Annotated in this window: 9 protein-coding genes; all 9 read left to right on the top strand. The window is 60.9% G+C overall.

The window, feature by feature from the left end:
* Positions 1 to 38: 38 nt before the first annotated feature.
* The 9 genes from yegD to trhP all read left to right on the top strand — a co-directional run bounded on the left by yegD (position 39) and on the right by trhP (position 14,517).
* Positions 39 to 1,391 (top strand): molecular chaperone, encoded by a 1,353-nt coding sequence (gene yegD / locus AC3WOK_RS09085; RefSeq protein WP_492354365.1) that lies wholly within the window; start codon positions 39 to 41, stop codon positions 1,389 to 1,391.
* 206 nt (positions 1,392 to 1,597) lie between these two features.
* On the top strand, positions 1,598 to 2,800 hold the full coding sequence (locus AC3WOK_RS09080; RefSeq protein WP_063957643.1) for an MdtA/MuxA family multidrug efflux RND transporter periplasmic adaptor subunit: 1,203 nt from the start codon (positions 1,598 to 1,600) through the stop codon (positions 2,798 to 2,800).
* Complete coding sequence (locus AC3WOK_RS09075; protein WP_492354364.1) at positions 2,800 to 5,922, top strand: MdtB/MuxB family multidrug efflux RND transporter permease subunit; 3,123 nt, start codon at positions 2,800 to 2,802, stop codon at positions 5,920 to 5,922. The genes AC3WOK_RS09080 and AC3WOK_RS09075 overlap by 1 nt, the downstream gene beginning before the upstream one ends.
* Positions 5,923 to 9,000 carry a multidrug efflux RND transporter permease subunit MdtC gene (mdtC, locus tag AC3WOK_RS09070; protein WP_492354363.1) on the top strand — a complete coding sequence of 1,026 codons (3,078 nt, stop codon included), beginning with the start codon at positions 5,923 to 5,925 and terminating at the stop codon, positions 8,998 to 9,000.
* Complete coding sequence (locus tag AC3WOK_RS09065) at positions 9,001 to 10,416, top strand: MFS transporter (protein WP_492354362.1); 1,416 nt, start codon at positions 9,001 to 9,003, stop codon at positions 10,414 to 10,416.
* The gene (baeS, locus tag AC3WOK_RS09060) at positions 10,413 to 11,816 is read left to right on the top strand and encodes an envelope stress sensor histidine kinase BaeS (protein WP_492354361.1); all 1,404 of its coding nucleotides are present in this window, start codon (positions 10,413 to 10,415) and stop codon (positions 11,814 to 11,816) included. Before AC3WOK_RS09065 ends, baeS begins: the two co-directional genes overlap by 4 nt.
* Positions 11,813 to 12,535 carry an envelope stress response regulator BaeR gene (gene baeR / locus AC3WOK_RS09055; RefSeq protein WP_047346507.1) on the top strand — a complete coding sequence of 241 codons (723 nt, stop codon included), beginning with the start codon at positions 11,813 to 11,815 and terminating at the stop codon, positions 12,533 to 12,535. Before baeS ends, baeR begins: the two co-directional genes overlap by 4 nt.
* Before the next feature lie 133 nt (positions 12,536 to 12,668).
* Entirely contained in the window at positions 12,669 to 13,001 is a 333-nt protein-coding gene (locus tag AC3WOK_RS09050) for a YegP family protein (RefSeq protein WP_047346508.1), read from the top strand.
* A gap of 154 nt (positions 13,002 to 13,155) precedes the next feature.
* The gene (gene trhP, locus AC3WOK_RS09045; RefSeq protein WP_492354360.1) at positions 13,156 to 14,517 is read left to right on the top strand and encodes a prephenate-dependent tRNA uridine(34) hydroxylase TrhP; all 1,362 of its coding nucleotides are present in this window, start codon (positions 13,156 to 13,158) and stop codon (positions 14,515 to 14,517) included.
* Positions 14,518 to 14,598: the final 81 nt, after the last annotated feature.

Genomic DNA, 14,598 nt, shown 5'->3' with positions numbered 1-14,598 from the left:
TAAAGTCTCGCCCCTTCTCACTGGCATGGGGATCAATCGTGTTTATTGGATTCGACTACGGTACGGCAAACTGCTCGGTTGCGATTATGCAAAACGGGCAACCACAGCTCCTGAAAATGGAAAAAGAGAGCACGCTGCTGCCGTCAATGCTCTGCGCGCCCACCCGCGAAGCGGTCAGCGAATGGCTGTTCCGCCACCACCAGGTTCCGGCTTCGGCGGCGGAAACCCAGGCGCTGTTGCGCCGTGCTGTCAGCTTCAACCGCGAGGAAGATATCGACGTTACGCCGTCCAGCGTGCAGTTCGGCCTCTCTTCGCTCGGGCACTACATTGAAGATCCTGAAGAGGTCTACTTCGTTAAGTCGCCAAAGTCCTTCCTCGGCGCCAGCGGCCTGAAGCCGCAGCAGGTGGCGATGTTTGAAGACCTGGTATGCGCGATGATGCTGCACATCCGCAATCAGGCACAGACCCAGGTCCCAGAGGCGATTACCCAGGCGGTGATTGGCCGACCAATCAACTTCCAGGGGCTGGGGGGCGATGAGGCCAACCAGCAGGCGCAGGGGATCCTGGAGCGCGCGGCGCACCGCGCAGGCTTCCGCGACGTGGTATTCCAGTACGAGCCGGTTGCGGCGGGGCTGGACTTTGAAGCCACGCTGTCGGAAGAGAAGCGCGTGCTGGTGGTCGACATCGGCGGGGGCACCACAGACTGCTCGCTGCTGCTGATGGGGCCGCAGTGGCATAACCGTCGCGACCGCGAAAACAGCCTGCTGGGGCACAGCGGCTGCCGCGTAGGCGGTAACGACCTCGACATCGCGCTGGCCTTTAAGAGCCTGATGCCGCTGCTGGGCATGGGCGGGCAAACGGAGAAAGGGATCGCTCTGCCGATCCTGCCATGGTGGAACGCCATCGCCATCAACGACGTGCCGGCGCAGAGCGATTTTTACAGCACCGCTAACGGCCGCTTCCTTAACGATCTGGTGCGCGATGCCCAGGACGCCGATAAGGTCGCCCTGCTGTATAAAGTGTGGCGTCAGCGCCTCAGCTACCGCGTGGTGCGTACTGCGGAAGAGAGCAAAATCGCCCTCTCCGATCGCGCTGAACATGCGGTGTCCTTGCCGTTTATCAGCGACGAACTGGCCACGGCGATTTCACAGGAGGGGCTGGAGACGGCGCTCGCTCAGCCGCTGCAGCGTATTCTGGAACAGGTGCAGCTGGCGCTGGAGAACGGCAAAGAGAAGCCTGACGTGATTTACCTGACCGGGGGTAGCGCCCGTTCACCGCTGATCAAGAAAGCGCTGGCGGAACAGCTGCCGGGGATCCCGATTGCAGGTGGGGATGACTTTGGCTCCGTTACCGCGGGCCTGGCGCGCTGGGCGCAGGTGATGTTTAGCTAATGTCGTTGCGCCGGGTGGCGGCTTCGCCTTACCCGGCCTACAAAACCCTCGGCTGTAGGCCGGGTAAGCGAAGCGCCACCCGGCTAAAAAGAGCACCACACTCAGACCATTCCTGACAGTCTTCCATATTTCCTCCATTTTTCCGCTGTGTTGCCTGACTAAACTAGTATCATTCCCCGAAGTATTCAGGATGAGAACGTATAACGATGAAAGGCAATCATAAATCCCGCTGGGCAATCGCCGCTGGCATCATTGTGGTGGTCCTTGCCGCCGCCTGGTACTGGCACAGTCAATCCGCGAACTCCACCACCCCCGCCGGTGCCAACAGCCAGCCACAGCGCCCGGCAGGTGGAGGGCGTCACGGGATGCGCGGCGGCGCGCTGGCCCCGGTCCAGGCGGCGACGGCGGTGAACAAGGCCGTTCCACGCTACCTTACCGGTCTCGGAACCATTACCGCCGCCAACACCGTGACGGTGCGTAGCCGCGTCGACGGCCAGCTGATGGCTATTCACTTCCAGGAAGGCCAGCAGGTCAAAGCGGGCGATCTGCTGGCGGAAATCGACCCAAGCCAGTTTAAGGTTGCTCTCGCCCAGGCGCAGGGCCAGCTCGCGAAAGACAAAGCCACGCTCGCCAACGCCCGGCGCGATTTAGCGCGCTACCAGCAGCTGGTGAAAACTAACCTCGTTTCTCGTCAGGAGCTGGACACCCAGCAGTCGCTGGTCAGCGAAACGCAGGGCACCATCAAAGCCGACGAAGCCGCCGTCGCCAGCGCACAGCTGCAGCTGGACTGGAGCCGCATCACCGCGCCGATTGACGGCCGCGTCGGCCTGAAGCAGGTTGATATCGGCAACCAGATCTCAAGCGGCGACACCACGGGCATCGTGGTGATCACCCAGACCCACCCGATTGATTTAGTCTTTACCCTACCGGAGAGCGACATTGCGACGGTAGTGCAGGCGCAAAAAGCCGGCAAAGGCCTGGTAGTGGAAGCCTGGGACCGCACCAACAAGCAGAAACTGAGCGAAGGGTCCCTGCTCAGTCTGGATAACCAGATCGACACCACCACCGGCACCATCAAGCTGAAGGCGCGCTTTAACAACCAGGACGATGCCCTCTTCCCGAACCAGTTCGTCAACGCGCGAATGCTGGTCGCTACCGAAGAGAACGCGGTGGTGATCCCCACCGCCGCGCTGCAGATGGGTAACGAAGGCAACTTCGTCTGGGTACTGAACAGCGACAATAAGGTCAGTAAACATCTGGTGAAAACCGGGATTCAGGACAGCCAGACGGTGGTCATCGCCGCCGGGCTTTCCGCTGGCGACCGCGTGGTGACAGACGGCATCGACCGTCTGACCGAAGGGGCCAAAGTGGAAGTGGTTGAGCCGGCGAAACAGGGAGCGACCTCCTGATGCAGGTTATGCCGCCAGGCTCTACAGGTGGGCCGTCACGCCTGTTTATCCTCCGTCCTGTCGCCACCACGCTGCTGATGGTGGCGATCCTGCTCGCCGGGATTATCGGCTATCGCTTTCTGCCCGTGTCGGCGCTGCCTGAGGTGGATTATCCAACCATTCAGGTGGTGACGCTTTATCCCGGCGCCAGCCCGGACGTAGTGACCTCCGCCATCACCGCCCCGCTGGAGCGCCAGTTCGGCCAGATGTCGGGGCTAAAACAGATGTCCTCCCAGAGTTCCGGCGGGGCATCCGTCGTGACGCTGCAGTTCCAGCTTACACTGTCGCTGGACGTCGCCGAGCAGGAGGTGCAGGCCGCGATTAACGCCGCCACCAACCTGCTGCCGTCGGACCTGCCTAACCCACCGGTCTACAGCAAGGTAAACCCGGCGGATCCGCCGATCATGACGCTTGCCGTCACCTCCTCCGCCATGCCGATGACCCAGGTCGAAGACATGGTCGAAACGCGCGTGGCGCAGAAGATTTCTCAGGTCTCCGGCGTCGGTCTCGTCACGCTGGCGGGCGGACAACGCCCGGCCGTTCGCGTCAAGCTTAACGCGCAGGCGATTGCCGCGCTGGGTCTGACCAGCGAAACCATCCGCAGCGCCATCAGCAATGCCAACGTCAACTCGGCGAAAGGTTCGCTGGACGGCCCGACCCGCGCGGTCACACTCTCCGCCAACGACCAGATGCAGTCCGCCGATGAATACCGCCAGCTGATTATCGCGTACCAGAACGGCGCTCCGGTGCGTCTGGGCGATGTGGCGACCGTGGAGCAAGGCGCGGAAAACAGCTGGCTGGGGGCCTGGGCCAACAGGCAGCAGGCGATCGTCATGAACGTCCAGCGCCAGCCGGGCGCCAACATCATCGAAACCGCCGACAGCATCCGCACCATGCTGCCGCAGCTGATTGAAAGCCTGCCGAAATCGGTCAGCGTGAAGGTGCTTTCTGACCGCACCACCAACATTCGCGCGTCGGTCACCGATACCCAGTTTGAGCTGATGCTGGCGATTGCGCTGGTGGTCATGATCATTTACCTGTTCCTGCGCAACGTTCCGGCGACCATTATTCCCGCCGTCGCCGTACCTCTCTCGCTGGTCGGCACGTTTGCCGTCATGGTGTTCCTCGATTTCTCGATCAACAACCTGACGCTGATGGCGCTCACTATCGCCACCGGGTTCGTGGTGGACGATGCCATCGTTGTTATCGAGAACATTTCGCGCTATATCGAGAAAGGCGAAAAACCGCTGGCGGCCGCGCTTAAAGGCGCGGGCGAGATCGGCTTTACCATTATCTCGCTGACCTTCTCGCTGATTGCGGTGCTGATCCCGCTGCTGTTTATGGGCGATATCGTCGGGCGTCTTTTCCGCGAGTTTGCCGTCACGCTGGCCGTCGCCATTTTGATCTCCGCCGTGGTGTCGCTGACCCTGACGCCGATGATGTGTGCCCGCATGCTGAGCCACGAATCCCTGCGCAAGCAAAACCGCTTCTCCCGCGCCTCCGAGCGCATGTTCGAGCGGATTATTGCCGCCTACGGTCGCGTGCTGGCGAAAGTCCTCAACCATCCGTGGGCGACGCTCGGCGTGGCGCTCGGCACGCTGGCGCTCAGCGTGATGCTGTGGATTTTCATTCCGAAAGGCTTCTTCCCGATCCAGGACAACGGCATTATTCAGGGCACGCTTCAGGCCCCGCAGTCGGTCTCCTTCGCCAACATGGCGCAGCGCCAGCAGCAGGTGTCTGAAATCATCATGAAGGATCCGGCAGTGGAGAGCCTCACCTCCTACGTGGGCGTGGATGGCACTAACCCGTCGCTCAACAGCGCGCGCCTGCAGATCAACCTCAAGCCGCTGGATGAGCGCGACGATCGCGTCAACGCCGTGATTGAACGTCTGCAAAGCGCCGTCGCCCGCGTGCCGGGCGTTGAGCTATACCTGCAGCCGATTCAGGATTTGACCATCGATACCCAGGTCAGCCGCACGCAGTACCAGTTCACGCTGCAGGCCACCTCGCTGGACGCGCTCAGCACCTGGGTGCCGCAGCTGGTGGATAAGCTCAAAACCCTGCCGCAGCTCTCGGACGTCAGCAGCGACTGGCAGGACAAAGGCCTGGCGGCGTATGTGAACGTCAACCGCGACGCCGCCAGCCGTCTGGGCATTACCATGGCGGACGTGGATAACGCCCTGTATAACGCCTTCGGGCAGCGTCTGATCTCCACCATCTACACCCAGGCGAACCAGTATCGCGTGGTGATGGAGCACAACACGGAAAACACGCCGGGCCTGGCGGGGCTGGACTCGGTGCGCCTGACCAGCAAAGACGGCGGTGTTGTGCCGCTGAGCGCTATCGCGACGGTGGAGGAGCGCTACACCCCGCTGTCGATAAACCATCTGGATCAGTTCCCGTCCACCACCATCTCCTTCAACGTGCCGGACAATTATTCTCTCGGCGAAGCGGTGGAGGCCATTCAGGCCGCTGAAAAAGCGGTAAGCTTCCCGTCCGATATTCAGACCCAGTTCCAGGGCAGCACGCTGGCGTTTCAGGCCGCGCTGGGCAATACCATCTGGCTGATTGTCGCTGCCGTCGTAGCGATGTACATCGTGCTCGGCGTGCTGTACGAAAGCTTTATCCACCCGATCACCATCCTCTCGACCCTGCCGACGGCGGGCGTGGGGGCGCTGCTGGCGCTGATGCTGGCGGGCAGCGAGCTGGACGTCATTGCCATTATCGGCATCATCCTGCTTATCGGGATCGTGAAGAAAAACGCCATCATGATGATCGACTTCGCCCTGGCCGCCGAGCGCGAGCAGGGCATGTCGCCGCGCGATGCCATCTTCCAGGCCTGCCTGCTGCGTTTTCGTCCGATCCTGATGACCACGCTGGCGGCCCTGCTGGGCGCGCTGCCGCTGATGCTCAGCACCGGCGTCGGCGCGGAGCTGCGTCGTCCGCTGGGTATCGGCATGGTCGGCGGTCTGCTGGTGAGCCAGGTGCTGACGCTGTTCACCACGCCGGTAATTTATCTGCTGTTTGACCGCCTGGCGCTGTGGGCCAAAAGCCGCTTCCCGAAACGTGAAGAGGAGGCATAAGTGAAGTTTTTCGCCCTCTTCATTTATCGCCCGGTGGCGACGATATTAATTTCGCTCGCCATTACCCTCTGCGGCGTGCTGGGCTTCCGGCTGCTGCCGGTAGCGCCCCTGCCGCAGGTGGATTTCCCGGTGATCATGGTCAGCGCCTCGCTGCCGGGTGCGTCACCGGAAACCATGGCCTCGTCCGTTGCCACGCCGCTGGAGCGCTCGCTCGGGCGAATTGCGGGGGTCAACGAGATGACCTCCAGCAGCTCGCTCGGCAGCACGCGCATCATTCTGGAGTTCAGCTTCGACCGGGATATTAACGGCGCGGCGCGGGACGTGCAGGCCGCCATCAACGCCGCGCAAAGCCTGCTCCCCAGCGGGATGCCGAGCCGCCCGACCTACCGCAAGGCCAACCCGTCCGATGCGCCGATCATGATCCTGACGCTGACCTCGGACACCTACTCGCAGGGGCAGCTGTACGACTTTGCGTCCACCCAGCTGGCGCAGACAATATCTCAAATTAACGGCGTCGGTGACGTGAGCGTCGGCGGGAGCTCCCTGCCCGCCGTGCGCGTGGGGTTAAACCCGCAGGCGCTGTTCAATCAGGGCGTGTCGCTGGACGACGTGCGCTCCGCCATCAGCAACGCCAACGTGCGCAAACCGCAGGGGGCGATTGAGGACAACAGCCACCGCTGGCAGATCCACACCAACGACGAACTGAAAACCGCGGCGGAGTATCAGCCGCTCATTATTCACTACAACAACGGCGCGGCGGTGCGCTTAAGCGACGTTGCCAGCGTCACCGACTCGGTGCAGGACGTGCGCAACGCCGGGATGACCAACGCCAAGCCGGCGATTTTGCTGATGATCCGCAAGCTCCCGGAAGCCAACATTATCGAGACGGTGAACAGCATTCGCGCCCGCCTCCCGGAGCTGCAGCAGACCATCCCGGCAGCGATCGACCTGCAAATTGCCCAGGATCGCTCTCCGACCATTCGCGCCTCGCTGGAAGAGGTGGAGCAAACGCTGATTATCTCCGTCGCGCTGGTGATCCTGGTGGTGTTCCTGTTCCTGCGCTCCGGCCGGGCGACGCTGATCCCGGCGGTGGCCGTGCCGGTGTCGCTGATCGGTACCTTTGCCGCCATGTATCTGTGCGGGTTTAGCCTCAACAACCTGTCGCTGATGGCCCTGACGATTGCGACGGGCTTCGTGGTGGATGATGCCATCGTGGTGCTGGAAAACATCTCCCGCCACCTGGAAGCCGGCGTGAAGCCGCTGCAGGCCGCGCTTCAGGGCACGCGCGAGGTGGGCTTTACGGTGCTCTCGATGAGCCTGTCGCTGGTGGCGGTGTTCCTGCCGCTGCTGCTGATGGGCGGGCTGCCGGGCAGGCTGCTGCGGGAGTTTGCCGTCACGCTGTCGGTTGCCATCGGTATTTCGCTGGTTATTTCCTTAACGCTCACGCCGATGATGTGCGGCTGGATGCTCAAGCGCAGCAAGCCGCACTCGCAGCCGCGCCGTAAAGGCTTTGGCCGTTTCCTGATGGCAATGCAGGAAGGCTACGGGAAATCGCTGAAGTGGGTGCTGAGCCATACCCGGCTTGTCAGCCTGGTGCTGATCGGCACCATCGTGCTCAACGTCTGGATGTATATCACCATCCCGAAAACCTTCTTCCCGGAGCAGGATACCGGCGTGCTGATGGGCGGTATTCAGGCGGACCAGAGCATTTCCTTCCAGGCGATGCGCGGCAAGCTGCAGGACTTTATGAAGATCATTCGTGAAGACAAAGCCGTGGATAACGTGACCGGCTTTACCGGCGGGTCACGCGTTAACAGCGGGATGATGTTTATTACCCTGAAACCGCGCGGCGAGCGCGACGAAACGGCGCAGCAGGTGATTGACCGCCTGCGGGTGAAGCTCGCCAAAGAGCCGGGCGCTAACCTGTTTTTGATGGCCGTTCAGGATATCCGCGTCGGCGGGCGACAGGCGAACGCCAGCTACCAGTACACCCTGCTTTCTGATGACTTAGCCGCCCTGCGCGAATGGGAGCCGAAGATCCGCAAAGCGCTGGCCGCCCTGCCGGAGCTGGCGGACGTGAACTCCGATCAGCAGGACAACGGCGCCGAGATGGCCCTGACCTACGACCGCGAAACCATGTCACGCCTGGGCATTAACGTTGAAGCCGCCAACAGCCTGCTGAACAACGCCTTCGGCCAGCGCGAGATTTCTACCATCTATCAGCCGATGAACCAGTATAAGGTGGTGATGGAGGTTGACCCGCGCTATACCCAGGACATCAGCGCCCTGGACAAGATGTTTGTGATCAACAATGACGGCAAGGCGATACCGCTCTCTTACTTTGCCAGCTGGCAACCGGCCAACGCGCCGCTTTCGGTGAACCATCAGGGGCTGTCGGCAGCGTCGACCATCTCCTTCAACCTGCCCGCCGGTTCGTCACTTTCGGAGGCCAGCGACGCCATCAACCGTGCGATGACGCAGCTTGGCGTGCCGTCCACCGTGCGCGGCAGCTTTGCCGGCACCGCGCAGGTGTTCCAGGAGACGATGAACTCGCAGGTGATTTTGATTCTGGCCGCTATTGCCACGGTCTATATTGTGCTTGCCGTCCTGTATGAGAGCTACGTGCATCCGCTGACCATCCTCTCGACGTTGCCGTCGGCAGGCGTCGGAGCGCTGCTGGCGCTGGAGCTGTTCGGCGCGCCGTTCAGCCTCATCGCGCTCATCGGGATCATGCTGTTAATTGGTATTGTGAAGAAAAACGCCATCATGATGGTCGACTTCGCGCTGGACGCCCAGCGCAACGGCAACCTGTCGCCGGAAGAGGCAATCTTCCAGGCCTGCCTGCTGCGTTTTCGTCCGATCATGATGACCACCCTGGCGGCGCTGTTTGGCGCGCTGCCGCTGGTGATTTCGGGCGGCGACGGCTCTGAGCTGCGCCAGCCGCTGGGGATCACCATTGTCGGCGGCCTGGTGATGAGCCAGCTGCTGACGCTATACACCACGCCGGTGGTCTATCTGTTCTTTGACCGCCTGCGGCTGCGCTTTTCGCGTAAAAACAGAACCACGGTGACCGGGTAAATGACTGAGCTTCCCAGCAGCGTTCGCTGGCAATTATGGATAGTCGCCTTCGGCTTTTTTATGCAGTCGCTGGATACGACCATCGTCAACACAGCCCTCCCCTCGATGGCGAAAAGCCTCGGGGAGAGCCCGCTGCATATGCATATGGTGATTGTCTCCTACGTGCTGACGGTGGCCGTGATGCTGCCTGCCAGCGGCTGGCTGGCCGACAAAGTCGGGGTGCGGAATATCTTCTTCACCGCCATCGTGCTGTTTACCACCGGCTCGCTGTTTTGCGCCCAGGCCAATACCCTCGACCAGCTGGTGATGGCGCGCGTGCTGCAGGGCGTTGGCGGGGCGATGATGGTGCCCGTCGGGCGGTTAACGGTAATGAAGATTGTCCCGCGCGAGCAGTACATGGCGGCGATGACCTTTGTGACCCTGCCCGGCCAGGTGGGGCCGCTGCTGGGCCCGGCGCTGGGCGGGGTGCTGGTGGAGTACGCCTCCTGGCACTGGATTTTCTTAATTAACCTGCCGGTGGGCATCATCGGCGCGATTGCCACGCTGACCCTGATGCCGAACTACAAAATGCAGACGCGTCGCTTCGATCTCTTTGGCTTTATCCTGCTGGCGGCGGGCATGGCAACGCTCACCCTCGCGCTCGACGGGCAAAAAGGGCTGGGGATTTCGTCCCTGACGTTGGGTATCCTTGTCGCCCCCGGCCTCACCGCCATTTTGTGGTACCTCTGGCACGCCAGAGGAAACGACAAGGCGCTGTTCAGCCTGAGTTTGTTTAACAACCCCACCTACCGTCTCGGCCTGTTCGGCAGCTTCGCCGGACGCGTCGGCAGCGGCATGCTGCCGTTTATGACGCCCGTATTCCTGCAAATTGGCATGGGCTTCTCGCCGTTTCACGCGGGCCTGATGATGATCCCTATGGTGCTCGGCAGCATGGGCATGAAGCGCATCGTGGTGCAGGTCGTTAACCGCTTTGGCTATCGTCACGTGCTGGTGGCCGCCACGCTGGGGCTGGCGCTGGTCAGCCTGCTGTTTATGGCCGTGGCGCTGATGGGCTGGTACTACGCCCTGCCGCTAGTGCTGTTCTGCCAGGGGATCGTTAACTCCATGCGCTTCTCGTCGATGAATACCCTGACGCTGAAAGACCTGCCGGACGAGCTGGCGAGCAGCGGCAACAGCCTGCTGTCGATGATTATGCAGCTCTCCATGAGCGTGGGCGTCACAATTGCCGGCCTGCTGCTCGGCATGTACGGTCAGCACCACCTCAGCGTCGACACGCCGGTGGCGCATCAGGTCTTTTTATATACCTATCTCAGCATGGCGGTCATTATCGCCCTGCCCGCTTTCATCTTCGCCAGAGTGCCGGATGATACCAGCAAGAACGTCGTGATTAGGCGCGGCAAAAGGAGTGGCTCATGAAATTCTGGCGTCCGGGGATTACCGGCAAGCTCTTTGTGGCGATATTTGCCACCTGTATCGTTCTGCTGGTTACCATGCACTGGGCGGTGCGGATCAGCTTTGAGCGCGGGTTTATTGATTACATCAAGCACGGCAACGAGCAGCGCCTGCAGGGGCTGAGCGATGCGCTGAGTGAACAGTACGCCCAGCACGGCAACTGGCGTTTTCTGCGCAACAATGACCGGTTTGTTTTCCAGATCCTGCGCTCGCTGGAGCACGACGCGGGTGACGATCGTCCGGGCCCGGGTATGCCGCCGCACGGCTGGCGCACCCAGTTCTGGGTGATCGACCAGGACATGCGCACGCTGGTTGGCCCGCGAGCGCCGATACCGCCGGACGGCACCCGCCGCGCGATCAAGGTCAACAACGCGACCGTCGGCTGGGTTATCGCCTCTCCGGTGGAGCGCCTGACGCGCAACACCGACATTAACTTTGACCGCCAGCAGCGCCGGACAAGCTGGCTGATTGTCGCCCTCTCCACCCTGCTCGCCGCGCTCGCCACCTTCCCGCTGGCGCGCGGCCTGCTCGCGCCGGTAAAACGGCTGGTAGAAGGCACGCACAAGCTGGCCGCCGGGGATTTCACCACCCGCGTCGATACCCGCAGCCAGGACGAACTGGGCAAGCTGGCGCAGGACTTTAACCAGCTCGCCAGCACGCTGGAGAAGAACCAGCAGATGCGCCGCGACTTTATGGCCGATATCTCCCACGAGCTGCGCACCCCGCTGGCGGTGCTGCGCGGCGAGCTGGAGGCCATTCAGGACGGCGTGCGCCAGTTTACGCCCGAATCGGTCGCTTCCCTGCAGGCGGAGGTGGGCACGCTCACCAAGCTGGTGGACGATCTCCACCAGCTCTCCATGTCGGATGAAGGCGCGCTGGCTTACCAGAAGGCGCCCATCGACGTGATTAACGTGCTTGAGGTCGCCAGCGGCGCCTTCCGGGAACGTTTTGCCAGCCGCAACCTGAAAATCGACCTCTCCCTGCCGGACAGCGCGGTGGTGTTTGGCGACAAGGACCGTCTGATGCAGCTCTTCAACAACCTGCTGGAAAACAGCCTGCGCTATACCGACAGCGGCGGCGGGCTGCATATCTCCGGCAAACAGGAAAACGGACGCTTCGCCCTCACCTTCGCGGATTCCGCCCCCGGGGTGCAGGATGCGCAGCTGGATAAATTGTTTGAACGGTTTTACCGCACCGAAGGCTCCCGTAACCGCGCCAGCGGCGGTTCCGGCCTGGGGCTGGCGATTTGCGTTAACATCGTCGAGGCGCATAATGGCACCCTCCGCGCCGCCCATTCGCCTTTTGGCGGAGTTAGCATTACAGTAGAGTTACCGCTGGAACGGGATTTATCGAGAGAAGTATGACTGAGCTACCGATTGACGAAAACACACCGCGCATTTTGATTGTCGAAGACGAACCCAAGCTTGGGCAGCTGCTTATCGACTATTTGCGCGCGGCCAGCTATGCCCCGTCACTGATAAGCCACGGCGACCAGGTGCTGCCCTACGTGCGCCAGACGCCGCCGGACCTGATCCTGCTGGACCTGATGCTGCCCGGTACCGACGGCCTGACCCTGTGCCGGGAAATTCGTCGCTTCTCCGACGTGCCGATCGTCATGGTGACCGCCAAAATTGAAGAGATTGACCGTCTGCTGGGGCTCGAAATTGGCGCGGACGATTACATCTGCAAACCCTACAGCCCGCGTGAAGTGGTTGCCCGCGTGAAAACCATTCTGCGCCGCTGCAAACCGCAGCGCGAACTTCAGGTGCTGGACGCGGAAAGCCCGCTGATCGTCGATGAGAGCCGTTTCCAGGCAAGCTGGCGCAGCAAGCTGCTGGACCTCACTCCCGCCGAGTTTCGCCTGCTGAAAACACTCTCCCACGAGCCGGGGAAAGTGTTCTCCCGCGAACAGCTGCTGAACCGCCTGTATGACGATTACCGCGTCGTGACCGACCGCACCATCGACAGCCATATCAAAAACCTGCGCCGCAAGCTGGAGGCGCTGGACGCCGAGCAGTCTTTTATTCGCGCGGTGTATGGCGTGGGATATCGATGGGAAGCGGATGCGTGCAGGATAGTGTGACGTTTACCTCTGAAACCCGCCCCTGGCGGGTTTTTCTTTTCTGGAATCCATCCAGGAATCAACCATACTCTTTTTACCGGTTCGCTTACTTATAACTGGTGCTGATAATTTTACTTTCGATCAAGGAGTTCCTATGTCTGGTTGGTTCGAATTAAGTAAAAGCAGTGATGGTCAGTTCAGGTTTGTGCTGAAGGCTGGAAACGGAGAGATCGTTCTGACCAGCGAGCTTTACACCAGCAAAAGTGCCGCCGAAAACGGCATTGCCTCCGTACGCACGAACAGCCCCCTGGACGAGCGCTATGAGAAGAAAACGGCCTCTAACGGTAAGTTCCATTTCAATCTCAAGGCGGGCAATCATCAGGTCATTGGCAGCAGCCAGCTTTATGCGACGGAACAGTCGCGTGATAAGGGCATCGCCTCGGTCAAAACCAACGGTTCTGCCCAGACGGTAAAAGACAACACCTGACAGCACGACGCGCGCCGGGAGAGCGGTGACGCGACCCGGCGCTTTACCTCCCAGCCCCGCAGCGCTACAATGCCCGCCCTTAAAGTGGGGGATCTCCCCTTACCGCTGCACCAAGTGCACGCGGATCTGACCTGTCATCAGAACGAGAACAAACATGTTTAAACCGGAACTCCTTTCCCCGGCGGGAACGCTGCAAAATATGCGTTACGCTTTCGCCTATGGTGCCGACGCCGTCTACGCGGGCCAGCCTCGCTACTCGCTGCGCGTGCGTAACAATGAATTCAACCACGAGAACCTGCAGCTCGGTATCAACGAAGCGCATGCTCTGGGCAAAAAATTCTACGTGGTGGTCAACATCGCGCCGCACAACGCCAAGCTGAAGACGTTCATCCGTGACCTGAAGCCGGTGGTGGATATGGGGCCGGACGCGCTGATCATGTCGGATCCGGGTTTAATCATGCTGGTTCGGGAGAACTTCCCGGAGATGGATATTCACCTCTCCGTACAGGCTAACGCCGTCAACTGGGCGACGGTCAAATTCTGGAAGCAGATGGGGCTGACCCGCGTCATTCTGTCCCGCGAGCTTTCCCTGGAAGAGATTGAAGAGATCCGCACCCAGGTGCCGGATATGGAAATCGAAATCTTCGTTCACGGCGCGCTGTGCATGGCCTACTCTGGCCGCTGCCTGCTCTCCGGCTATATCAACAAGCGCGACCCGAACCAGGGCACCTGCACCAACGCCTGCCGCTGGGAATATAACGTCCAGGAAGGCAAAGAGGATGACATCGGCAACATCGTCCACAAGCATGAGCCGATCCCGGTGACCAACGTTGAGCCTACGCTGGGCATCGGCGCGCCAACCGACAGCGTGTTTATGATTGAAGAAGCCAAACGTCCGGGCGAGTACATGACCGCCTTTGAAGACGAGCACGGTACTTACATCATGAACTCAAAAGATCTGCGCGCCATCGCCCACGTCGAGCGTCTGACCCAGATGGGCGTGCACTCTCTGAAGATCGAAGGCCGCACCAAATCCTATTACTACTGCGCGCGCACCGCGCAGGTGTACCGCAAAGCTATCGACGATGCCGCCGCCGGTAAACCGTTCGATACCAGCCTGCTGGAAACCCTGGAAGGCCTGGCGCACCGCGGCTACACCGAAGGCTTCCTGCGCCGTCACACCCATGACGATTGCCAGAACTACGAGCACGGCTACTCCGTCTCGGAACGCCAGCAGTTTGTCGGTGACTTCACCGGCGAGCGCAAGGGCGCGCTGGCGGCTGTGGCGGTGAAAAACAAGTTCACCAAAGGCGACAGCCTGGAGCTGATGACCCCACAGGGCAACATAAACTTCACGCTGGAGCATCTGGAAAACGGCAAAGGCGAAATGATTGAGGTGGCACCGGGTGACGGCCATACCGTCTGGCTGCCGGTTCCGGAAGAGGTGGAGCTGAAGTTCGCGCTGCTGATGCGTAATTTCAACGGTGAAAGCACGCGTAATCCACACGGCAAATAGTCAATCAGGGAAATTTTTTCACGCTGGGATAATTCTTAGAATCGGATCACATACCGCTTCGTTCAATACGGGTATTATCCC

The organism is Enterobacter sp. FW301-JW81, assembly GCF_058788735.1.
The sequence above is the reverse complement of the archived record's forward strand: the minus strand, read 5'-3'. Positions and strand labels throughout refer to the sequence as shown.

Excerpts from the sequence above, each read along its gene's own strand:
- AC3WOK_RS09065 (WP_492354362.1), top strand. The coding sequence starts at position 9,001 with ATGACTGAGCTTCCCAGCAGCGTTCGCTGGCAATTATGGATAGTCGCC.
- AC3WOK_RS09080 (WP_063957643.1), top strand. The coding sequence starts at position 1,598 with ATGAAAGGCAATCATAAATCCCGCTGGGCAATCGCCGCTGGCATCATT.
- baeR (WP_047346507.1), top strand. The coding sequence starts at position 11,813 with ATGACTGAGCTACCGATTGACGAAAACACACCGCGCATTTTGATTGTC.
- trhP (WP_492354360.1), top strand. The coding sequence starts at position 13,156 with ATGTTTAAACCGGAACTCCTTTCCCCGGCGGGAACGCTGCAAAATATG.
- AC3WOK_RS09050 (WP_047346508.1), top strand. The coding sequence starts at position 12,669 with ATGTCTGGTTGGTTCGAATTAAGTAAAAGCAGTGATGGTCAGTTCAGG.
- AC3WOK_RS09075 (WP_492354364.1), top strand. The coding sequence starts at position 2,800 with ATGCAGGTTATGCCGCCAGGCTCTACAGGTGGGCCGTCACGCCTGTTT.
- baeS (WP_492354361.1), top strand. The coding sequence starts at position 10,413 with ATGAAATTCTGGCGTCCGGGGATTACCGGCAAGCTCTTTGTGGCGATA.